Raw genomic sequence first — 25,142 nt, forward strand, 5'->3', positions numbered from 1 at the left:
GGTAACCCGGCATGGCAGTCGAATTACCCGGTCCCCTCCAGCATCTGGGCTGGCTGGTCGGGATGGAGTGGCCGAACGGCAACGAAGACCAGATGTGGCTGCTGGCCCAGGACTGGAAGGCGGCCGCCGCGGAACTCCGCGACATCATCCCCGATATCGAGGACGCAAAAAGCGCCACCCACAAGGCGTATCCGACCGGTGACGGTGCCGACGAGCAGATGCGGGCCTTCGACAGCCTGCTGAAGGGCGACGGCGGGGAGAGCGACCAGTCGCTCGGACATCTGGCGAAGCTCTTCGACGATGTCGGCGAATCCGCCGACGGGGTCGGCACCGAGATCGAGTACGGCAAGTTGATGTACAAGTCGTCACTCGTGCTCCTGGCGGCGGAAATCGCTGCGGCGTGGATCTTTCCGCCCACGGCACCGGCGGCGGAGGCGGCCGCGATCGCGATCACGCGGGTCGCTGTCCGGCTCATCGGCGAGCGGCTCGCCTCCGCGATCCTGCAGCGTATGGCGCGCCTCGCCGGATCGAAGGTGATGCAGTTCCTGCTGCGCCACGTCGTGCTGAACACGGTGCTGATGACCGGCCAGGACTACGCGATCCAGCAGTGGCAGCTCGACCACGGGCATCGCAAGGAGATCGACTGGAACCGGATCCGGACGACGGCCGTCGCCGCGGCGGCCGGCGGCGTGGCGGGTGGGCCGGTCAGCCATGTCCTGGGCAAGGCGCTCGGCGCGCAGGAACGGACGTGGGCGCGCTACCTCACCCATATGGTGGCCGGTGAGGTCAACGCCTTCACCGGCATCGTCGTCGCCAACGGCGGCATACCCAGCCATCTCGACTGGCGGATGTTCACCGGGGCCGCGGCTGCGCCGCTGCTGTCCGGGCGCAACCGCGAGTCGGCGCATTCCTTCTACAACAACCGGAAATCGTCGTATTTCAACCGGGACCCGTTCGGCAGTCGGATGAACGACGTGCTCGGCCGGGACGTTTTCAAAGTCGGGGAGCCGCAGGCCGCGCCGGCCGCCGGGCCGGGGCGTGCGGGCGACGGTACGGCACCGCACAGCGGCGTGGATGCCGGAGCGAACGGGCGGCGGGCCGATCCGTCCATGACGGTCGGCGCGCGACCGGCCGATATCGGGGCACGGGCGGACGGCGGCAGCGGGCGGGTGGTCTCCGAATCGCCCGGCGGGAGTGAGCATTCGGGTGCGGCGGTACGTGATCCCGGTGCACGGCAGGAGACGGTACCCCCCGGCGAAGGCCGGCGTGGCCCGGAAACCGTTGGCGCGGGCGACGATCCGAGAGCACGAACGAGCGAGCAGGCGCCCGGAAGTGCGGAGCAGTCCCGGGCGCCGCTCGCGGCACATCCGGAATCGCAGGCCCGATCGGTGGAGGAGATCCCGGCAACCGACCATCCCGTATCGGACGGGCCGCGTGCCGGCGAATCGCCCGTGCGGTCCGCGGAGCCGGAACACTCCGTCCCCGAGAGTCGTTCCGAAATGCCTGCCGGACACCAGGATTCCACCGCGGTGGGCGAGCGAGCCCACGTCGAGCCGGCGGGCCACCACGAGACACAGACGTCCACCCGTACGGACCCGGCTGCACATACGGACACAGCCGTGGTGCGCGCCGGCGAATCGGAGGCGGGAGTTGCTCGCCCCGAGGACGGTTCGCCGCAGCGCGAGGCGGCGCAACGACCGGCCGAATCCGCTCCGACCACCGCACCGCACGCGCCGGCCGAGACCCGCACAACTCAACCGCCGTCCGAAGCGCGCGGTGGGAGGACGGAGCCCGCGCGTCTCGCCGGCGACCCGAGGGGCAGATCGACACCACTCGCCGCATCGCCACGCGGCGAGATCCGGATGGGGCCGGAGAGCAGGGACCCGGGCCTGCGTGCCGGCGACGGCAGCGCCGAGGTGCCGTGGGCCCGGGAGGGCGAGCAGCCGGACGGGGCGCGCGGGGGCGGCGAGAGGCGGGAAGAATCTCGACCGCTGCCCGAAAAGCCCAGCAGCACAACGGATAACGTCCCCCGCGCCGCGGCCGCCGGACGGTCCGAACCGATCCGCCTCGAGGCGGGGGTGCAGGCGCGCGCGGGTGCACCGGAGCGGAACGCCGAGCCGAACGAACACCACCGGCCGGAGGATGCGGTGGTTCCGGCACTGCCGGTCGAGGTCCATCCGGTGGGTGAGGCACGGCCGATGGACCGCATCGGTGCGCGTCCCGAACCCGAACCCGGCCGGGAGGGTCCGTCGCCGGGGGAGGACCGGGTGCCGACGTCGCGTGCCGATGCGATGCGCGCCAACCGACCCGACGACATACCGGCGTCGATGTGGGATCGGATCGCCGACGGGGTCGCGTTCAACGAGACCCGGGAGCCGTACTACGCCGAGCGTGACGGCGGCAACGAGATCATCCTGACCAACGGGAAAATTCTCGACTCGTATGTCCCGGACACGGAGATCGTCTCCCGCAAACACACTCAACTGCTGGAGGTGCAGCCCGAGACCGCGCGTGCCTACCTGCGCGAGATCGACAACAAATACGCGCCGGGGACACGGATCGAGGACACCCCGCACAATCGGGCCGAACTTCCGGGGGTGGACTTCGCCGATCCGCTGCGCGGCGACAAGATTCTGGAGGTACCGCCGCAGCGGAATCCGCCCCCCAGACAGATCCTGGAACTGGCGGACCGGCTCGACATCACCATCCGCGACAGCGAGGGCCGGATCTACACCGTCGATGATGCCCTGCCCGATACCGCCCGGCGCGGCCCGAACGCCGAGATGCCACCCGAAAATCGCGGCCGCTGCGCGGATCTGGCCCTTCGCCTGATCAAGCGGCTCACCAGCAGCGAGTGGATCCACCCGATCGACCGTGAGGTCGGCCTGGACGGGATGACCGTCCGGGAGGTCGAGACGGCCGCCGGTGGGCAGCTGCGCGAATATCCGCGCGGGCACGACGAGATCGCGCGCCTGGTGTTGAAGATGAAGCACGGGTCCTCGGCGCTGATCGTCGACGAATACCACGCCTACGCCGACGAACACGGCGTGGGCGCGCACGCGTATGCGCTGGTCAACGAGCACGGAGTACTGCGGGTCCGCGATCCCGGAGCCGGTCTCGAGCACGGATACCCGCCGTCGGTGCCGCGCGAACTGGCGGCCACCCACGCCATCCTCTTCGACGAGAACGGCAAGCCGGTGCATCCGCTCGGCAGTGGCGCCCGCACCGAGTCCGGGCCGCACCCGAACGGCCGGGGGCCGCGGACCCGGGTCGGTTTGTCGCTCGACGAACATTCCGGGCAGATCCGGGACCTGTTGGGCCGCACCGAAACCGGCCGCCGGGTGCTGTCCGTCTTCGACGGCGGGCCCGTGCGCGAAGTGTACGAGGCGCGCAGTGACGCGGGCGATCGGCACGGCGAACTCCGTCGCGAGGACCTCACCGCGGTGGCCTTCACCGAGGGACGCGGCCACATCGATCAGTCGTTGAGCCTGGCGCACGAGTCGGCGCATGCCGAATATCTGGCCGACGGACGCACTGCCAACGGGCATGCCCGGTCGATGCCGCGCGACGAATTCATCCGCCTGATGACCCATGAGGAGGCGGTGGGGACCGGCCGCCGGCTGCGCCTGGCGATGGAGTTCCGCGACCTCGGCCTCGAGGTCACCGAACATCCACTCGAGGCGCTGTACCGGGAGACGTTCGAGCGTGCACTGGGCGAGGCGCCGGCGCACCTGAGCGCCGAGCGGGCACGCGAGGCGGCGCACGACGCGGCCGTACAGGCGCTGCACGAGCGGCTCGTCACGCACGAGTGGGCCGATGGCGAAACCTACGGCGAGTTCTACGGCCGAGTGTGGGACGAGGCCCGTACCGGGGGCGATGTGCCGGGCGTCCGGCACGATCCGAGCAGCCCCGAGGTGGCCGGGCGTCTGCGCGCCCGGGCCCTCGATCGGCAAGCGGCCCAACTGCATCTGCGGGAGACCGATACTCGGCTGCAGCGGTCCGCCCGCGAAGCGGGGTTCGATCCGACCGCAAGCCGGGAGGTACTGCAGCATCGGGTCGACGAGCGGCTGGCGCGGATCGCTGCGGAACTGGCGTGGGCGCCGGGCGGGGACCGGGAGGCGCACCTGCTCCGGGAGCGGCACGCGTTGCGTGCACTCTCCGATCTCGCGGACCACCGGCAGCTCGCCGAGGTCGAATTCGATCGGGCGGATGCGGCGACGGCGCGTACCGCGGCCCGGGACGTCCTGGAGACCCGGGTGCGCGACCATCCCGGGGCGATACTTCTCGACGATCATGTGGCGCTGCTCCCCGGCGAACCGGACCGCATCGTGGTCGCCGCCGCCCCCGGCGACCACCGCCGTGTCCTGGATCTGGCGCGCACCGATCCCGAGGTCGCCGAGCAGTTGGACCGGCCCGGTGTGGTGCGCGAATATCTCGATGTCGCAACCGATCACGGCGGCCGGGTGCGGGTGGCCGCGATCGCCGAACCCGAGCATGCCGGAACCGAACGCGCGCAGCCGATCGCACCGCGCGAGCTGGTGGCGCGCGCCACCACCGAGCGCCTCGCGCGCATCCGGGAACGACTCCGCCGGGTCGAGACCGGGGACTGGGCCGACCGCGTTCTGACCGACCGTCGCGTGGAGATCGTGCACAGCGTGTCGGAGCGGCCCGGATATCGCCCCGCGGAGAACCGGCTGGTCCTCGACCCGGGCGCCTCCGACGCCGACCATCTGCGCGAACTGGTGCACGCCGCCGTCCACGCCGAGGCCGCGCATCAGGGCGAGAGCCCAGGGGCCGTCGCCCGGGCACAGCTGCCCCCGCAGGACTACGCGAAGCGGATGCTCGACGAGGAGACCGTCGCGCACGTGATGGAAGCGAAGGCGATGCGGCAGCTGCGCGAGGCCGGCGTCGTCGTCCCCGACACGCGTCTGCAGCGGGTGTTCGACAGGGCGTTCGATCGGTGGACCGAGCACTGGGCGAACAGCGACCTGTCGCCGGAGGAGATCCGGCAGCGGGTCGACGACAAGCTCGTCGCCGCGCTGGAGCCCGAGGTGGCCAGGCATATCACCGCGTCCGGTGAAACCTACGGCGAGATCTACCGCAAGGCTGCCGAACAGGCGCAGGGCACGGAACACGGCGCATCGCAAGGGGATACGCGCCGCAGTGGCTGGACCGAACCCGAAATGCCCGGCGCCGGACTGCATCCCGGCCGTCCGCCCCGGCCGGCCGACCGGTCCGCGGGCCAGGTGTGGGCCCTGCTGCGGCACACCGAAGCCGGGCGGGAGGCGCAGGATGCGCTGCGCGCGGCCGGCGCCGAGGTGCGATTCGGTGAGTTCGGGGAACGACCACTCGAACCGGACACTTTCAACGGCCGGACGATGGACGTCTTCGTCGATACCGCGAACCGCTCCCGGACCGAGCAGGGCGCCGCCGTGGTGCGGATGGCCGCCCTGGCCGACGCCGTGCGCGACGGCCGGCTGGAAGTGCTGCCCGGTCGCATCCGCGAGCTGGGGCGCGACGCGTATGTCGAGGCCCACCTACGGGCGACGGCCGAGGGGATCGGCCGGCAAGCCGAATTCCACCGCGAGCTGGAGCGTCAGGGCGTCGACACCGAGGGCGGACCGCTGCACGACCTCGTGGACGCGGAGGTCCGCAAGGCCCTCGAATCGGCCTACCTCGAGGCCTACGACCGCGCGACCGACGCCGCGCGGCAGCACGACTCGCAGATCGATCCGCGGCGGTTGCGGGCGATCGGGCGCACCGCGGGGGTCGACGCGCTGCTGTCGAGCCATCTGTTCGACGCACCGGACGGCAGCTCGGCACACCGCCTGGAGGCGGGCCGGATCTGGGATGCACACCAGCGGCCCACGGCCCCCGACGGAATGCGCGAATACGCACCCTCCTCGGAGGAGGCGGCTCGGCGCCTGCAACATCTGGTTCGGGAACAGGCCGCCGTCGGCCGCGAGTTGCGGTATGTGGAAACCGATTTCGATCGGGTCACGCAGCGGCTGGAGGAACGAAACAGCCTGGTGGTACAGCCCGAACACACTCGGCGCGGGATCGCGGAGCAGCTGTACCGGCGGGTGCCGGACCGATCCGGGGCGAACGGCCACGACCTGCGCGTACTGTCCGATCTGGGTGAGCGGCACGCCCGGCTCCAGGCCGAGAACGGACGGATCGTCGCGGCGATCGAGCGGGCCGTCGGTCGCGATCTCGCGGCGGGCGTCTTGCCCGGTGGGGCCGACCCGCGGGTGCGGGTGCACGGTGACGAGTCGGGCATCGTCTACTACGCCCACGACGAGTCGGGGCCGCTCTGGCGGGACGCGCCCGAAACACCGCGGCCCGATCCGGAACGGTCGGCGCTGTGGGCCGACGACGGCACCGCGGGCGGGTTCGACCACACGCGGGAACAGCTGCACCGCGACGAAATCGGGCTCTGGGCACTGGATGTGCTGGAGCGCAACGGTATCGAGATCCGATACACCACCGATCCGGAGGCCTCGTATCGCGGGCCGGCGGCGGGCGGCGACGGCCCGTCCCGGGTGGAGCAGGGCGACTGGGGCCGCTACGACCACGCGACCCGGACGGTCGTGCTGGATCCCGCAATGCCGCCGCGGCATCAGGCCGCGGCGCTCGTGCGCGCGGCTCGGCTGTCGGAACTTCATCAGGACGTGATCCGGGAGCGGGCCACGCTGCCACGCGAGGAGTACATCGAACTGATGTGCCGGCGCCAGGCCGATGCCGAGGCTCTCGCCTTCGCCTTCGATGACCGGCTCTCGTCTCGCAGTGAACAGGACGCGGTCGAGGGCCTGCGGGATCCGCTGGCCGACACCTACGCGGAGGCGCGTTCGGAGGGATTGCGGCTGGCGGAGAAGGCCTTCCGCAAGGGCCCGGACCTCGAGTGGGGCGCCACGCACGGCGCCGCGCACCGGGCCGGCGTCGAGGCCGTGTACCGGCATCTCGCCGATCGCGGACCGGTGATCGACGGTCGCGGCTATCCGGATGTGTTCGGTGCGGAATGGGATCTCGCCCGGGGAATCCGGCCCGGAGATGCCGAGCTGCCCCCGATGCTTCCCGACCACCGCCCGGCGGCGGCCGAGCAGCGCAGCCATCAGTACGCGGAAGAGATCCGGGCCTTCCGGGAGCTGCGCGAATCGAATCGGTACCACCCGGTCGGCCCGGCGGAGCGGGCCTACACCGAGGCCTACGACAAGGCGTTGCGCAAGGCGGCCGGAGCCGTTGCGCGCGCTGCCGATCCGGCCGCGGTCGGCTCGTCCGAGGAACTCGCGCACGAAGCCGGCCGGCGGGCGGTGCGTCGCTATCTCGACAAGGTCGGCCTGCGGGAGGCGGAAATCGCCTTCGACGTCGTGCGCGCGCACGGCGACCACGGGCCGCACTGGGGCTATGCGGAGCCTCCGCGCGAGGCGTCCGCCCGGGTCCGGCCATCGGAGGCCGTCGGACCCGAGCTGTCGCGGCGGGCCCTCGATGCCGAATTGCAGCGCAGGCCGGGCGGCGTGGCGCTGACCGATCGGGTCGCTCGCTATCCGGCCGACCCGGCCAACGGGCACCGGACCCCGAGTCTGGTCGTGATGGCACCCAGGGGAGGCCATATCGATGCGTTGCACGAGCTGGCCCGCACCCATCCGGAACACGAGAATGTGCTCTGGGACGGCTCGCATCGACTGCTGTACCGCAGCGTCGACGCCGGGCCCGAGGGTGAACCCGTCGTGCGCGATATCTCGGCGGAGGTGGCCGAGGGCGCCTACCGCGCGCCGAGCCGGGAGGATGCGGTCGGGCAGCTGCTGTCCCACTATCTGGAGTATCGCCGGGACGGCCGGACCCGGCTCGGCTTCGGCGACTGGTTGCGCGGCCTCGGTGACGAGGTGTTCTACAGTCGGGCCGACGCCAAACGCGTCTGGGGAAACGAGGCGCTCGACGGGCAGGTCGAGCAGGGCGCTCTGCGACACGACTTCCTCGCCGTGGCGTTGCGCACCGCGGATCCGGCGGCCGTCGCCCCGCATCCGCGGGAGGTGATGAACCGGCTGCGGACGCGACGTCTGCCCGTACCGGTGGATCGGTACGGCGGCCCGCTGATCGACGGCCCGAAACGCCTGCGGACCGTCGAGGTCGGCGGTGCGCGACTGGAACTGTGGCTGGCGCCCGACGGTACGGGCCGATGGCGCGTGCCGGCGCCCAGCGGCGCGGGAACCGTGCCCGATATCCTCGCGCGCCAGTTCGAAGGGATGTCGGACAGCAATCCCGATCGGCTGGCCGAGCGGGTGGGCAAGATCCTGGACAACCCCAGAGCGGAACTGGATCCGGCCCGGGCGTCGAGAGGGTGGCGAGCCCGCATCTCGGAGCGTTTCGGGCCGGAGCGGGGCGGCGACCTCAGCCAGCGCGGCGAGCGGCCGATCGACTTGCCGGAGTTCGCGCCTGCGGAGCGCGAACACGGTGCGGGAGAGGGGAATTCGGCCGATCGGCGGGTGGGTTCCCGTCCGCCCGAGGGTGCGGACCGGCCCGAGGTGCGCCGGTACACCGTCGAGGTCGATGGGCAGCGGCTCGAGATCGAGGTGGTCCGTCGCGACGGCGGAGGTTGGGTGGCCCGTCCGGACCGAGCGCCGGAGCGGACCCCCGCGAAGGCCGAAGCGTCGGCACCGGTGGATCGCGGCGACATGCACTGGGTGCGGCGGCGCCTGAGCACCGGTTACCCCGGTCACAACCCGAAGTATCCGTCCGGGTCCGGTCAGGACGGTGACTATCAGAAGGCGATGGCCAAGGATCTCGGCCATGTGCTCGACTACAACCCGCTCGAGCACCTGCCGTCCGAGGCGAAGGTCAATCCGATTCGCATCCTCAAGGAGGGTGCGACGATGTGGAAGAGCCGCGAGCATATTCCGGGCCTCAAACATCTGACCGCGCGCGTGGAACCGCTTGCGGGCGAGCATGTTCCGATGCGCACGCGCGACGGCGGCGAATACGAGCCCTGGTACAGCGATGTGGACGCCGAGGCGCTGCGGGCCCAGCAGCGGGAGGTGGCGGGCGGCCCGCTGAAGGCCTTCCTCAACTGGCTGCGCGGTACTTCGCCGCGTGGGGTGCATCCGCTCGAAGTCGAGGAGCTGCTCGGGTACGTCGAGGCGGCCCAGCACAACGAAACCCTCGCGGTGACATCGGAACATCGGCCGGTGGTCGACCCCGGACCGTTCATCGGCCCGGAACATCCGGCGCCGCCGCCGGAATGGGCGCGCGATCTCGCGGATACCGTTCGGGACAACGAGATTCGTGCCGAGGAGATCCGCTCGCTGGCACACGAGCTGGGTTTCGACATGCCGGATTCGACGCACGAATCCATGCGCCGCGCCGCGGATGTGCTGGAGTACCTGAACATTCGGCGCGCCGGTGTCATCGAGGGGTTGGCCGATGTCGCCCGCCGCTACCACGCGGAGAACGCGGCGATCCCGTACAGCCCGGAGGTCAGCTTCCTGGACCGGGACCCGCTCGGCCGGTTCCTCAAAGAGTTGATGCGGGCCGATCCGGACAACGGCAGGCCGGGACTACAGGAATGGGAGGGTGTCAACAACGGCGCCGAGAGCGGCCGGGACTGGCTGGACCTGCACGATGTCGATCCGGCGCTGCGCCGGGAGGCCGACGCGGAACAGGGGCCGGTGCTCGACCCGGAACGGCAGAAGCTCTTCGAGCACGCGCTACTGCGTGATCAGATCCGCGACGAACGGTCCACCTGGGCGCATCTGGCCGAGGCGGCGCTGTCCGAGCTGGGCGACAAACCACGGGTGGACGGTCTGCTCGACGGGATGCGCGAGCAGGTGCGGGAACAGGCGGACCAGGTCGCCCGATTCCGCGCGCGGGTCGCCGAATTCCTCGGGGCGGATTCGGGGGAGCGGGTCGTCTTCGTCGACGGCGAGTCGCCGCGGTTGAAGGTGGTGGACGGACAGGGCAATCACGACCAAGTGCTGGCGCGCGAGCTGGCCCGTGACCCGGATCTGGCCGCACGGGTGAACCGTGGCGCGGTGCGCGTCGATTACGTCGACGCGAGGGTGGATCGCGCGGGGAACCTGCGCCTCGTCGAACTCGGTGAAACACAGACGCGGCACATCAGCACCGAGATCGCCGGCGACGAGGTGCACATGACGATGGTGCGGGATGCGGACGGGACGTGGCGGCTGGTCGCCGACCACGCCCCGGAGCAGCCGCGGCCTCGCACACCCGAGCCGGGCGGCGCACCGCGGCCGACCCACGAGGTCGAGGCCCAGTTGTCCGAGCTCGCCCGCAAGGTCGGCGTCGAGGATCCGGATCAACTCACCCCGCAATGGCTCGACGAGTTGCGGCGCGAGAATGCGGTGCGCGCCATCCAGATCGAAGCGCTGATGGACTATGCGCGCAGCAGCGATGCCATGGATTCGTTCCACGCCCTCCTGCATGCGCGCGACGGTCTGGCCCATGTGCTCGGCATCGATGCCCACGAACTGACCGCGCGGGGATTGGCCGAGAGGATCGCCGACCGGTCGATCCGTAACGCGTTGCGCCGTCAGCAACTGGAATACCTCGCCGATTATGCGAAGCAATGCCGCAAGATCGAATCCGGCGCCGCCGATGCCGCACATCGGCGCCTGGCCGAGGCGCTGGGCACCACGCGCGACGGCATCTCGCCGAACCGGCCCCGCAAGCATCCGGTGACCGGCGAGCCGATGCTGCGCATGCAGCGCGACCACGAGCAGCTCGGCCCGAGGAAGCTGCACCGTGCGCTGGCTCGGATGCTGCGACGCGATCCGGCCCGGGCGGTCGCCGCCCTCACTGAATACGCCGAGGCACTGGGCCGGATCGACCCGTTCACCGACGGCCTGCGGGTGGATCCGCGCACCGATCCGCGCGCGGCCGACGGGGTGGCGCCCATGCATCACCCCGACGCGTTGGCGCATCTGCACGAGGTGATCGGGGACCTGGGGGATCGGGTGGGTCGCCTCGAGGGCCCCTCGGCCCGGCCCTCCACGGCACATTTCCCGACCACGGACGAGCCGAAGGGTAAGCCGCACGCCAACCGCGACTGGGCCCGGATCCTCGGTGTCGACATCACCGAAGCCGACAGCGCCAAGATCGCCAAGGTCTACGAGGACTACCGCGACGGCAAGATCGACAAACACGAGCGGCTCAGCCCCGAGAAGCTGGCCGAGGTACACCGGGAATTGCGCGCCGAAGTGCGCGAGCGGGCCGCCGACCTCGACACGCTGGAACACCTGACCCGGGAACTGCAGCGGGCACAGGACCGGGATCTCGCCGTGGCGCGGCAGGAACATATCCACGGACCTGCCGATGCCCTGGCCGCCGATCACGCGGCGGCGGTGCGCCGGCGTGATGGTGCGCGGGACGCGTTGGCCCGGGCGCTGGCCGAGGTGAATGCCGAGGGGCTGGGCCGGGATCGGGATTCCGGTGGTATGCGGGTGGGGATTTCGGAGGCGGAGCTGCGGCCGCGGCGCGAACCGGGCGAGCCGGTCGATCCGCGGGACCCGGGGCATGTTCGGACCTTGGACGAGACGATCGATTTCCTGCGGAGTCGGACGAAGCTTCTGGATCAGCAGGCGCAGTTCCAGCAGAAGGTGACGAACCTGGAAGACGCGGCTCGGGCTTTCCACGAGGCGCAGGCCCAGGTCACCCGACTGGAACAGGCCCTGGACCGGGTGCGCGACCCAGCCGAAACCCCGGCGCCGCGCGACACCGCGAACGATCCGGCCGCCACGGCGCGGCGCTCCGAAATCGACGCGCTGATCACGAAGCGGGACAAGGCATTCCACGATCGCGCCGTGGCCGAGGGTGAGCTGAACCGGGCCCGTCGCGGGCTCCCCATCGCCAACGACGAACTACGGCCGCGCCGCCGGCCGGGTGAGCCGGACGATCCGGCGGACCCGGACTACCGCCGCACCCTGGACGAGACGATCGACTATCTGCGCACCCGCGCGCGGCCGATCGACGAGCAGCGGCACTGGCAGGAACAGGTGAGCGCACTGGAGTCGGCGGCGCGCACCTTCCATCGGCTCGACGCGGAGGCACAGCGGCTCCAGGACGCGGTGCGCAACGCCGTCGTCCACCATCGCCGGGTCGTGGATTTCGCGGCGGAACGGCGGCACGCGGAGATCGACCGGATGCGCGCCGAGCGCGACGCCGCGTTCCGCGCGCGGCGGCAGGCCTTCGACGAGCTGCAGGACGCACGCCGCAGCGCCGATGTGCACCCGGCCGAGCTGGGACTCCCGCATCGCCCGGACGATCCACCACCGCAACGGCTTCGGCCACTCGACGAGGTGATCGAGGATCTGCGGGCGCGGACCGTGCGGGTCGACCGGCAGGCGCAGTGGCAGCGCCGGGTCGATGTGCTGGAGTCGGCGGCACGCCGATTCACCGAGACCGACGCCGCGGCCGCGCGCCTCGACGATGCCGTCGAGACGGCCGTCCGCCGCGATCTGGACCTGCGTCATCAGGAGGCCGAGGCACGCCGCGCCGTGGCCGCCGCCGAGGCGGCGCGGTGGGCGGAATTCGAACGGCTGCAAGGACTTCGCGAACAAGCCTTCCGGGCCCGCCGCGCAGCTCTCGCCGGCCTGGACGAGGCGTGCGCCGAACTGGGCACGCGGCCCGAGGAATTGGGGCTGCCCGTCGGACAGTACGAGCCGGCCAGGGGCGACACCCGGCAGCTGGAACACGCCCTCGACGAGCTGCGCGCCGTCGGCGGGACGCTCGAACAGCAGGCGGTACGCGGAGCCCGCGTCGACGCGGTCGCCTCGGCGGCCCGGGAGTTCCTGCGCGCGCACAACGACGCCCGGCGGGTGGACGAGGCGGCGGATACGGCACTGCGGCACTACCGGGATCTGCAGGCCGCCGACCGCGAGATCGCGGACGCCACGCGCCGGACCGAAAACGGTGGGACGGAAGTTAATCCGCGGCCCGGCACCGGCGACGACCCCGATCCGGGTGCCGCCGGAGCGGTGCCGAAGGGCTCGCCGTCCGAACCGCCCGCCGGCGGTGCCGGACGCGCGGAGCATTCCGACCACCACTCCGAAGACGCGCCGCCCCGAGCGGACAGCGCTCCCGACCCGAACGGCGCGGGTGGGCGTCCCGAACACACGGCCGAACAGCGCGGCGAACGCGAACGGCTGGCTGTCGAACGCGCCCAACAGGTCTCGGAGCTGGTCGAACTGCGTGATCAGCGGGATATCCTGGCGCGCCGGCTGCGCATCGACGACGCGGACGGCTGGGCCGCGCTGGAACCCGATCGGCGGCAGGCGACCTTCGACGACGTGCTCGGGCGGACCCGAGAGGCACGCACCGAAATGCCGCGCGTGCAGGCCGAGGTTGCCGCGCTGGAGCGGCTGTGCCGCGAACACGACGCGGCACAACAGCACATCGCGGAGTTGGACGCGCGGCTGCACGAGCTCGACCGTCCGGCCGAGGAATGGCGGGACCAGCACGATGCCCTCATGCGCGAGCGCGCGGCGAAGGCGTCCGAATACGAGTTCTGGCGGGCCAAACGCAACGACCGCGCCGCGCGCTTCGACGATCTGCGCGACAGCAACGGCCGGCTCATCCACGACGCCGCCGATCTGGACCGGGCGCTGGACGCGGACCACCTGGACCACACCATCTTCGCGTTGCGGGATCGGCCGGGCAGTCTTCGTGAGGTCACCGCCATCGGCGAGGAAACCCCGGGCCAGATTCACGACCCGCTCCCCGGCGGCGCCGAACAACAGGGACGCCGGGACCCGATCGCCAAACTGCAGGACGCGGCCGAGAAATGTATCCGGCTGGAAGGCGAACTCGCCGAACTGGATCACCGCATCAACGAACTCGAGGCCGGCGCGCCGCCCGAGAACCGGCCGGTGTCGGCGCAGGTGCGTGCCGAACTCGACCGGCTCGGCGCCGAGCGGGCCGCCGCGGTCCTGCGGATCAAACCGAAGGAGGCGATGCGCGCGGATCTGGCACGAGAGCTGGGCGCCGATCGGAACCGGCTGACGCCGGAGCACCTCGACGCGGAACTCGCACGTCTCGGCCGGGAGGCCGTCCTCGGCGACCACATCCGCAGACTCGGCTGGTTCGAGGACGTGTGCCGGGAGATCAACGCGGCGCACAACGAGATCGGGCGGATCCAGGATCGGATGGCGGAGCTGGCCGGTGCGGGCCGCGAGGTCCTCGATCGGGCGGGCGCCCGCCCCATCACCGACCGGGTCGGCCTGGTCGACGGCGAGCGGCCGCGGATCGTGGTCGTCGCGCCGCGTGAACCGCTCGACCGCCCGCGCGGCGACCACGACGCCGCCCTCGCCGAGGCCATCGGCCGCGATGCCGCGGTGGCACAGGCGATGATGCGGCCGGAGACGGTGATCGAATACCACCGGATCATCGCCGAGCGCAACGGTGATCGGACGACGGAGCGACTGCCCGGCCCGCGCCGGGAGATCGTCGAGACCGGCTGGTCCCGGCACGGGGAGGGCCTGCGCCTGGTGCGCTGGTTCGACGGCGACGGCAGGTCGCACGACGTGGACCCGACCCGTCCGGATCGGGTCGAGGGCCGGTACAAGCAGACGGTGCCCAAACAGTTCCAGCCGCGCGACCTGCCCGAGGGCGTCAGCGGGTGGGCCGTCGATCCGTTCCAGGCCTCGCTGGAGGGGCCGTTCAAGCACCTGCCCCCCGGCGATGTCGTGGACAAGGAACTGCTGCCCCGGATTCCGGGACTGGACCCGGTCGTTCCCGAGGGCGTGCACGTGTACGAGGCGCCCGAGGCCGGGGTGCTGTACAACTTCATGCGCGTGGTGCTGGAGCCGGCCAAGCTGTTCAAGTTCACCTGGTTCGGCGACCCCGACCATCCGGGGCGGATCCGGCCCAGATTCAAAGGGCATCCGTGGTTCCGCGCGCCCGCACCGGACCGCCAGCCCATGTTCCGCGAATACGATGCGCGCGAACACGTTCCCGATACGACCGGGAATCTCACCCCGCAATGGCACGAACGTGAGGCCCGGCTGCGGGCGGACTGGCAACGCGTACAGGATTGGGCCGCCGGCGAATACGGGCGGTTCCGGGCCGACGACAGCGATATCGGCACGATCTCGCGCCACCTCGCGGGCCTGCGCGACACCCTGCTGGCCGACTACACCGCCGCCCAGCAGCGGGCCCGCGCCCGGCAACTGATCGAGGACGTCGCGGGCGCGAAGCTGGTCGACCTCGAGGATATCGGTGCGGATCTGCGGGGGCGGTTGCGTGATCCGGATACGGCCGCGGAGGTGGTCGATCTGGTTCGCGCCCAACTGAATCGGGAGCCGTTCACCAACTTCGACGAGTTCGCCGCCACCCTGGCCGACCGGTTCGCCGACGAGGTGCCCGAATTCACGCCCGAGCAGATCGGGCGCATCAAACATCATTTGATGACCTTCGAGCATCGGGTGCACGAACCGGTCGCCGGCGATGTCGTGCGCCGCCGCCTCGATCCGGTCGCGGATGTGGCCGAGGCATGGAATCGCCTGATCGCGGGTGAGCCGTTGCCGCAGGACATCCTCATGCTGCAGGACGCCCTGAGCGAGTCGCGATTCATCGACGAGAACGAGGCCGCGAGCTGGCGTGAGGCCAATGCGCACGCGATCATGCTCGGCTACGACTGGGACGGCAACCGTCCGCCGCTCACCGATTGGCGGGCGAAGATCCGGTACCGGCCCGCGCTGATCGAGGCCGAGAATCCGCTGCCGCCGCACCCGGGCTCCGACCACGGCCCCCAGCCGCTGCCGCCGGGGCCCGACGGTTCCGCCGGGCCCACCCCGGACGGTCCCGCGCGCCCCACCCCGGACGGTTCCCGCGGGCCCGAACCGAAGCCGGCCCCGGATACCGGGAACCTCGTCCTGCGGCCCCCCGAGGAAGCGCCGGAGGTGGCCGCGCCCGGCCCCCAGCTCGCGGCCGCCCCCGCGCACGACGAATGGTCCGATCGCGGCCCCGCCGAGATCGCCCGGGTGCTGGCGGAACGCTACGCGGACATCGGGCTGACGGTGGTCCGCTTCGACCTCGCCGGCCTCGATCACGACGTGCTGCGCGAGTACGCGCGGGCGGTCGACGATCTGCTGCGGAAATATCCGGACACCCCGCTGCGGATCATCGACATCCTGCCGCTGGAATTCCATCAGCGGGAATTCGCGCTCGCCCAGTGGGAGCACGAGAACAACGGCGCCCGAATCGTTCTCGACTACCGATACGCGACCGACGGGCTCGTGGCCTGGGCAGCCGTCGGGGAGAGCGTGGCCGGCGGGCACTTCCATCCGAGCATGGAGCTGCGGCCGATCTACAGCATCATCGTGCACGAGTTCGGGCACGTGCTGGACCAGGCGACGGATCAGCAGACGACTCGCACTATCGAGGACGTGCTGCGCCGGCGCTACGAACAGGAATTCGCGGCGGCGCATGTGGCGAACGGTGGCCAGGGATTCCACACCTGGCTCGATCAGCTCAGCGGCTACAGCTTCGACCGCGAGGGCCGATTCAACCCGGGAGAGGCAGTGGCGGAAGCCTTCGCCGAGGTGGAACTGGTTGGCCGCGAGCACGCCTCCGAGCCGGCCCGAGCGATCTACGACGAACTGATCCGAGCCCGGGAGAGCGACACGGGGGCGTCCCGGCACGCCGCGCACGCCGAGCATGATCCCGGTTCCGTTGCGGAAGAACAGCATTCGCGGACCCGGAACGGCAGCGACTCGGGTGATCGGCACGGCACGCGGTTCCGCGACGGTGCGGGTAGCGGTAGTGAGCAGGGGACTGGGACTCGCAATGGGGTCGGCTCCGACGATGGGACGGATGCGGGGGCTCGCGACCGTGCGGGCGCCGGTAGCGAGCAGGGTGCCCGATCCCGCGACGGTGCGGCTTCCGGCGATGAGCACGCTGCTCGGTCTCGGGATGGTGTGGAGTCCGATGGTGAGCCGCGTCCGGTTATCCGGAACGTCGTGGATGTTGCCGGTGGGGAGCAGAATTCGCATCGTGACGGTGGCGATCCGGGCAATGGGCGGGAAACGCTGTCCCGCAACGGTTCCGGCTCCGGTGATGGTCACGCTTCGGAGGGAGAGCACGATCCGCGGTCTCGTCGGGGAGCCCGGCCTGGAGCGGAAACCGGGGACGGCGCGGCACCGCGTCGCGGTGAACGGGACGCCGGTGACGGTGGTGAGCCGCCGGATACCGCGGGGCCGCGCCGAGGCGGGGACGGACGCGGAGGGTCGGTCCCGCCGCGGCGGTTCAACCCGTTCCCGGGATCGTGGGTGCTACCGCGGCCGCACGAGCAGTACGACGTCGAGTGGCCGGACTACCGACCGGAGGAGCCGGTCCGTCCGGGCTGGGTGCAGCCGCCGGTTCCCCCGGAACCTCCACAGCCGCCGCCCCATCCGCCGCGGCAGCCGCATCCGCCCGCGCCGCCGGCCTGCCCTCCGGCGCCGCGGCATCCGCAGCCCCCGCAGTCCCCGGTGCCGCGGCATCCGCAGCCTCCGGTGATGCCGCATCCGCAACCTCCGGTGCCGCCGACACCACCGACAATTCCGGTGCCGCCGATTCCGCCGGTGCCGCCGACTTCGCCGCAGCCGCCGGTGCCGCCGCCCTTGCCGGAGCCGCCACAGTTGCCGGAGCCGCCACAGTTGCCGGAGCCGCCGACGATTCCTACGCCGCCGGGTCCTCCCGCGTCTCCGGAGCCGGTGCCGCCGGGGCTTCCGGAGCCACCGCAGTTGCCGGAGCCACCGCAGTTCCCGGGACCGCCGCCGCTACCACCCGGCCCGCCGGGCACACCGACGCCGCCGACCGGTCCCCCGCCGCCGGAGACACTGCCCCCGCATCACCCGTACCCGCCCGGAGCACCGTCGCCGGACGCCGATCCGCGAGGACCCGGAGATCATTGGGGCACAACATCTTCCGGTCCCGGCGCGGCGAACGGTCCGAATCCGCCGCTCGGCCCGATACCGCCGATGGTTCCGCCCGCACCCGGTGCTGGTCGCGGCGGCTCGTCGCGGACCGGGAACAAAACCGCTCTCGTACCGCGTGTTTCGGGACCGTCCGGTGGCGCGATCGTCGTCCGCTCGCATACCGGCTGGGGTGAATACGCGACCTTCGATCCGGCCACCGGCAGCCTGCATTCCGTGCCGCTCGCGGCCGGCGGAATCGGTGGGGTGTACGGGGATCTGGCGGGCGTGCCGGTGGTGTTCTACCGCGGCATGTCCGGGCTGGTGCTGCGCGTCGGTGACCGGTCGATCGGCCTCGACAATTCGTGGGCCGATGTGTCCTGGCGGCGGATCGACGGCGCGTCCGTCGGGTTCACGGTGACGGTCGCGGGGCAGACCGCGTGTGACCTGCGCTATCGGGCCGGACCGCCCGATCTCGATCTGGGTCTGCTGATCAGTGAGGTCTGCGCCGACCCGGATCGCCGAGCGCAGATCTTCGCGCGATGAGGCGACCGGTGCCGGCGAACGGTGCGGCGGCCGGCAGTACGGCACCGTGCCAGGATGGGAACAACGTTCGGATGAGGAGATTGGTGCGACGTGACCACGGATGATCCCGCGCGAGAACCCGGGCCCGAGGCCGGTGACACCGGGACCGCCGAGCCATCGCAGGCGCCGCCGGAGGCCGCGCATCCGACCGGCGGTGCGGGCGACCCGGATGTCGGCTTCGCCCTCGACGTCACCACCGACGCACCCGCCGCAGATCCCGCAGCCGATCCCGTGTCGGCCGATCCCGCCACGCGCGCAAAGGATCTCAGCCACGAGCTGGCCCGCCGGCTGGGAGCGGTGGCGCCGCGTGGCTGGCGACGCCTCGAGTCGATGTTCGCGCTGACCACGGTGACGGAGGCAGCGCAGGTCCTGTTCTCCGACGATCAGGGCCGGGGGATGCGAATGCAGCCGCCGGAGGACGTCCTCGAACTCGTGCGTGAGCACCGCCGGATATCGGCTCAGCTCAGCGATGGACCCTGGTGGCGACTGCTGCTGACGCTGTCGAACACGGGCGAACTCGAGGTGGATCACGACTACGGTGACGACCCGTTCCCGGACGACCAGTTGTTCCCGCCCGAGGCGTATCGCGCGGATCTCGAGGCGTACCCGCGGGATCGGGTGCCGGTGTGGTTGGCCGCCTATGTCGGGCACGGTGATCGGCAGGCGCGCACGCCACCGGAGGCTGCGCGGGCGGCGCGCGCGGACCGCGCGGCCGGGACACACGCGCGGGTGCTGGCCGAGCATCAGCTTCCGTCGTTCACCGTGCTGTGGTCGCGCTGGGCGGTGATCGCCGCGGCCTTCGTCGCCGCCGGGTCCCAGTGGGGTCCGCGGATCCTGCCGGCGCTGGGGTGGTTCGAGGGCGCCAAACGCAGTGGCTCCACGCTGTATTCGCTGCCGGGCGGTCGCGCGGTGCTGTCCGGGGGCGTGTGGAACGCACCGGAACTCGACGCCGCCTACAACGCCGGTGAGCCGCTGCCCGCGCTGTATTCGGGTGCCCCGGAATGGGTGGCCGATCCGGTGTTGAATCCGCGTGCGGCCAACGGGCTGTTGTCGTTCTGCTACTGGTGGGAGAACGGCCGCTGGCAGTGCGGGCAGTCACCGGCGGTGGATCGGATCAGTGCCGCGGTGCCCGGAATCTGGACCGCGGACACGGTCGCGGACGTGGTGACCGGCCTGGTCGCCGCGGAGCCGTCCGCCGAGCAGCGCGCTGCGGTGGTGGATCTGGTGGCAGCGGCCGAGATCGGGTTCGTCACCCGCGAGGCTCTGGTTGCGGTATTCGGCGACACCGATGATGTCGACATCGATGGTGCGTTCTATCAACTGATCATGGCCGGTGTCGCGCTCGCACTGCCGGAGCCGATGGCGCAGCAGGAGGCGATCGCGCGAGTCCGGCAGTTCATCGAGGAGCGCGGGATGGACACCGGGGGATATCCGCTCGACGAATTGCGTGCCGACCGGATCGATGTCGGATGGATGGTGTACGTACCGGCCGCGCCCGGTGAGCTCTCGATCGGTCGCGCGATCTTCTACCTCGCCGATGACGGTGTGCTGGAGCAGTCTTCGTCCTCGGTGGCGCCGTCGCGCTATCTCGAGGAATTCACCCGGCGTTTCCACGAGCGGCACGGTTCCACACCGGTGTGAGTCCCGTCCCGGCGTCCTGACCTCCCGCGGGTGGCGTCGCGATGCCTTGGCGTGCAACGAGTTCGGTCGAAGCACAAAAGTCACGACATGTCCATTCGCCGTTCATCCCATCCTCAGGAAGATCGAGTGTCATGGCATGGACCCGGAAATTCGGGGTGGGGCGGCGGCGGAACCGCACGGCAGGGCGGAGCTGAGTAGGGAGTGACTGGTGTCGGGAGATTCGGGAGATAAGGGCAAGCCGGAAAACCCGTGGCAGCTCTCCGGCGACGACATCGGCAAGCCGCCGAAGGTGGTGACGAACGGGGGAAGGACCTCACTCGACACCGGCGGCCTGACGGTCAAGCAGAAGGCGCTGCAGGAGCTGGCGGACGCGGCCACCGATCTCTGGAACACCTTCGACATGCTGGAGAAACTGAAGTCCTGGGTCGAGAAGATCGACGGCTTCGGCAACCTGCCCGATCTGCCGTCGGGTCCTGCCCTGGCGAACAAGTACGGCAACGCCGGCCGGCAATTCGGCGAGAAGGTCAAGGAACACAAGGACATTCTCGAGAAGCTGGCCGATACCTTCCTCGCGGCCGGCAAGCTGTACGTCGACAGCGACGAGACGTCCAAGCAGTCCTTCCAGCGGCTGCGGGCCGCTGCCGATTCGCGCGCCAACTCCGTCGTGGCGCCCCCCTCGGCCGGGGCGACGAAGGTGCCGGAATGGGCCACCAAGCACGAGTTCCACGACAAGCTCGAGGATTACAAGCTTCCCTCGGAACGCGATGAGCTGAAGCGGCTGTCGCAGACCCAGGACGGGCGGGACCTTTCGCCGGTTTCCCCGGAACCCAAGGAATGGATGACGTTGGAGCGCATGAACGCGCTGCACAACGCGCTGAATCCCACACCGATCGCGGATGCCTCGGGCATGTGGGAATGGATGCAGCAGCAGCTGATCATGCCGACCTCCAATCTGACCAACAAGATGAGCGGCGTCCTGAATTCGGGTGGTTGGTCCAGCGACGCCGCGCGGAAGGCGGGCACGGCGGTCACGACATACACCCGCGGCATCGACGCGATGCGCGACTCGATGCATCTGCTGTCGCTGAGCCTGCTCGACGCGTCGGGCTGGGTGGAACAGACCCGGTGGTGCATGCCGGACGACCAGCGGCTGAAGGAGCTGAACGCCGGATCGGACGAGGACCGGACGTTCGCCCTCAATTACGACCGCACCCTGTACGACAGCTACTACCGGCAGGGCGTGATCCAGTCGAGCGATGCCATTCCGCTCGTCCCGGCGGCGGTGAGCCCGCTGGCCGCGGTCATACCCACGCCGCCGCAGGATCCCCAGGACCCGCAGGACCCGCGGAATCCGCGGAATCCGGGCGCCGCGGATCCGACCGGTGGGCGGACACCCACCGGCAGCTCACCGAACGTCGGTGGGGGTCCGAGCGCGAACGTGCAACAGCAGCAGCGTCAACTGGCGGCGGAGGCTCAGCGGCGCGAAGCGGAGGCCGAGAAGCAGCGCAAGGCACTCGAGGAACAAGCCAGGAAGCAGAACGCCGATCTGGAAGCGCGTACGCGGCAAGCCGATTCGGCCCTCGAGAAGCAGCAAGCCGAAATGGCGAAACAGGCGCAGCAGCAGGCACAGCAACAGGCGCAGCAGCAAGCGCTGCAGCAAGGGATGGCTGCCGCGCAGCAGGCCGCCGAACAGGGTTTGCAGGCAGCGCAACAGGGCATGCAGGCCGCGCAGCAGGCGGCCTCGGCCGGTTTGGCCGGGCTGCCGGGCGCGATCCCGGGGCTCGAGTCCGCCATGTCCAAGGTCAAAGGGGCCGGTGCCGGCGCCGGTGGTGGTGCGGGCGGAAAAGCGGGCGGCGGTGCCGGACTCGGCGCCGGCGCCTCGGCCCTGCAGAAGGATGCCGCCGCGGCCGCCAAGCTGTTTCCGCGGGCGTCGGCGAACATGGAGAGCGCGGCGAGTGCGGCCCGCGCCGGGCTGGCTCCCGGGCAGGGACAGCCGGGATCGCCCGGCGCCGCTGGCTCGCCCGGGCACGGGGCCGGCGGTGCCGGTCAGCAGAAGGAACACAAGCGGTCGGTGAACCTCGAGTCCGTGGACAACCTCGACGAAGCCCTGGGCGAAGCGCCCGTCGTCGTCAAACCCGTGATCGAGCAGCCATGAACCGGACGTGGAAACTCACCGATACCGAGTTCGTCGTGCTGTGGGAGGCGACGAAACGGGACGACTTCGTGCCGCACCCGTTCGTCTTCACCTGCCGTACACCCGACGAACACGAGTATCGCCGGCAGAAGCAGCAGGCATGGGACGAGTTACGCCGGCGCGAGGACCGATGGTTCGAGCCCGTCATGGCCGTCCTCGCCGAACCGGATATCCGCATCGTGGCCCTCGGACACGACGGGGCCGATCCATGGCAGTCGTTCGTCCCGGCCCGTGTGCTGGGGGTGCGCCGCGGCGACGTCGGCTATGTCGTCTCCGAGCTGTCCGGCGAAACCTGGTCGCACTCCGGCGGTTTCACGGTCACCGAATGTGACGCCATCAACCTGGCGGATGCCGTCGTGCGTGCCCTGCCGGAGGCGGGACCGGGCGCGCATTCGTCGATCGTCCTGCCGAGCTACGACGCCGGGGAGGCGCTCGACTACTCCTACGGACGTTCGTCGGTGCGCGACACCTATGACGAACCGATCGCTGGGCGTGCGCAATCCTTTCTCGCTCAGCCCGCCTCCTGCGTCGGGACTATCAGGGTCCAGCAGGGACACTCCCGTTTCGGCCCGCGCGGGATCGCCGAGTACCGGATGCGGTGGCGGGACGTGATCGACGACGGCCGCTACCTCATCGTCGACGGGCAACCACCGGCCGCGAAGGGCGTCGATGCCAAGGGCATGGTTACGGCCGTCAACGTCGGAGTGGCGGAGGTCGTTCGTGCGATCAAGGACGAAAGACGATGAGCGACAACGATTTCGGAGGTGTTCTGTGAGCGAGGTGGAGGCCCGCCCGCCCGAGTGGAGTGCATCGTCGCGTACCGGGGCGATCACCGTGCGCACCACCGAACAGGGTCTGCCGCTGGGTATTTCCATCACAGCGGAGGAGCTGCGCAAGGATCCGCAGGCCCTGGCGGCCGAGGTGCTGCGGTTGTGCAAACGGGCTGCGAACCGGGCCGGATTGCAGCGCCGGGCACAGCTGGAGGATGCGGGCATGGCGCCCGAGATGATCGACCTGCTGGGCCTGCCGACTCCGGACACGGTGGCTCGTAGAGAAGCCGAGGACGAAGACGACTACGAGATGGAACCGGCTACCTGGCTCCGCTCGGTGTAGTGGTTCGCGACGAGGGGAGGGCAATCGTGGTGGTGTACGAAAGTTTCGACGAGTTGGAGACCAGCGTCCGGAAGCGGCTCTATCGGCTCCATGACCTGGCCGACGGGATGCGATCGGTCCGGGCGGTCGAGACCTCGCCGGACGGCGCCGTCACGGTGGCGGTCGACGGAGACGGCGCGCTGGTGAATCTGGAGTTCGCGCAGTCGGTTTCGAGCCTCACGCCGGAGGAGTTCGAGCGCCGGCTGGTCGACACCGCCGCCGCCGCGGTTCGCCGCGCGTTCACCGACCGCGCCGCGCTGATCACGGCGTTCAACGAGGAGGCCGGGGGTTAGGCGAGTCCGTTGTTCACGAAGACTCCGCACAGTCTTCACGAACAGCCTTCCGGCCCTTTCGTCTCGATCGGTACTTTCACGTTTTGTTCGATCAATTGTCTTGTGGGATTGAGGGATACGATGGGTGACTTCGTAGCAACGCCCGATGCGATCCGGGCGTACGGCAACGTGGCGGCCGACATGGCGACGGGTGTGGCCACCGCGGGCGCCTTCGATCAGACCGCGACCATCGCCGCGGTCGTCCCGGTCTTCGGCTTGCTGGGCCAGGAGTTCCTGCTCTCGTTCGCCCGCGCGCAGGCCAATCACGCCTCCTCGGTGGCGGAATTGGCGGGCGTGCACGCCGCCACCGCGCTGACCGCGCACGACGCGGCGGCCGCGTACGAGTCCACCGAACACACCTCGGTGTCCACGTTCCGCGCCGCCGAACACTCGGTATGAACGCGCCGCTGGATCCCTCGATCCTGGACATGCTGCGGGGCAGCGCCATCGCGCCGATGATCGATCGGCCGGTGAACGAGGTTCTGCGCGATATGGGCCTGCCGCCGTTGCCCGATCCGAACCGGCTGCCGCAGCTCCCGCCGCTGCCCGACCTGCCGCCGCTGCCCGTGCTCGACCTGCACGCGATCGCCAAGCCGCTGACCGATCTCGCCGGCGGCTTCGGTAACGGTCAGCTCGGCACCGGACCGGGACCGGATCCGACGCAGGTGCTGCAGGCGGTCGGCACCGCGTTGACGACGGTGATGTCACTGGGGAGCTCGGCGCTGCAAATGGCGATGACGTTGTGGCAGGGCCAGGGCGCGGAATCGGCGGCCACCAAGGCCGGTCAGGCGAGTGCCGACGGGGCCGCTCTCACGGCACAGAGCGGCGAACAGAAGAGGGTGCTCGGCGGCGCTGCCACCTCGATGGGGATCGGGCAGGCGAATATGGCCGCGATCATCGCCGAGTACACCGCCACCATGACCGCCGCCGCGCCGCTACTGGCCACGCCCGGCGGCCAGGTCTTCCTGGTGGCCGCGACGATCCGGAGCCTCACCGAGGCGCTCGCGCAGGTGACCGAGACCAAGGTCGAGATGCTCGGGCACTCGGCGCGGATGACCCAGGCGGGAAAGAAGCACAAGGTGACCGCGGCGCCCAAGCCGACCGGTGCCGGTGCGAGCAGGATCGATCCGCAGCAGTTGCAGCAGATGATGCAGCTGCTGCCGCCCCTGATGTCGATGGCGCAGACCGGCGTTCAGGCCGCCACCCAGGCCGGAACACAGCTGACGCAGGCCAATGCGCAGATGTCGGCGGCGAAATCGGCGGCCGCGATCGCCGCGGAACGCGAGCGGGAGTCGGGCGACGGTGCGGCGACCGGCGGTTCGGGCGGTGCGGCGG

Annotated in this window: 8 protein-coding genes; all 8 read left to right on the forward strand. The window is 70.7% G+C overall.

All coding sequences use genetic code 11. The annotated features are described in order from the left end of the window. Positions 1-11 precede the first annotated feature (11 nt). A complete protein-coding gene (locus tag ON37_RS04160; RefSeq protein ID WP_040716865.1) occupies positions 12-18,449 on the forward strand; it encodes a WXG100-like domain-containing protein in 18,438 nt (6,145 codons plus the stop codon). A 90-nt stretch (positions 18,450-18,539) separates the two neighbouring features. Next, entirely contained in the window at positions 18,540-20,129 is a 1,590-nt protein-coding gene (locus ON37_RS04165) for a hypothetical protein (protein WP_245553012.1), read from the forward strand. Positions 20,130-20,337: 208 nt separating this feature from the next. Continuing rightward, on the forward strand, positions 20,338-22,284 hold the full coding sequence (locus tag ON37_RS04170) for a hypothetical protein (RefSeq protein WP_040716867.1): 1,947 nt from the start codon (positions 20,338-20,340) through the stop codon (positions 22,282-22,284). Beyond that, on the forward strand, positions 22,281-23,069 hold the full coding sequence (locus ON37_RS04175) for an ESX secretion-associated protein EspG (RefSeq protein WP_040716869.1): 789 nt from the start codon (positions 22,281-22,283) through the stop codon (positions 23,067-23,069). Before ON37_RS04170 ends, ON37_RS04175 begins: the two co-directional genes overlap by 4 nt. Positions 23,070-23,094: 25 nt before the next feature. After that, entirely contained in the window at positions 23,095-23,436 is a 342-nt protein-coding gene (locus ON37_RS04180) for a hypothetical protein (protein WP_040716871.1), read from the forward strand. Between the two features lie 26 nt (positions 23,437-23,462). Continuing rightward, positions 23,463-23,768 carry a YbaB/EbfC family nucleoid-associated protein gene (locus ON37_RS04185; RefSeq protein ID WP_306306453.1) on the forward strand — a complete coding sequence of 102 codons (306 nt, stop codon included), beginning with the start codon at positions 23,463-23,465 and terminating at the stop codon, positions 23,766-23,768. Between the two features lie 120 nt (positions 23,769-23,888). After that, a complete protein-coding gene (locus tag ON37_RS04190) occupies positions 23,889-24,206 on the forward strand; it encodes a type VII secretion target (protein WP_040716873.1) in 318 nt (105 codons plus the stop codon). Further along, a partial coding sequence (locus tag ON37_RS04195) for a hypothetical protein (protein WP_051031186.1) occupies positions 24,203-25,142 on the forward strand: 940 nt, incomplete at its 3' end. The genes ON37_RS04190 and ON37_RS04195, both read left to right, overlap by 4 nt.

The sequence above is a fragment of the Nocardia veterana NBRC 100344 genome (assembly GCF_000308855.1).
Classification (GTDB): Bacteria; Actinomycetota; Actinomycetes; order Mycobacteriales; family Mycobacteriaceae; genus Nocardia; species Nocardia veterana.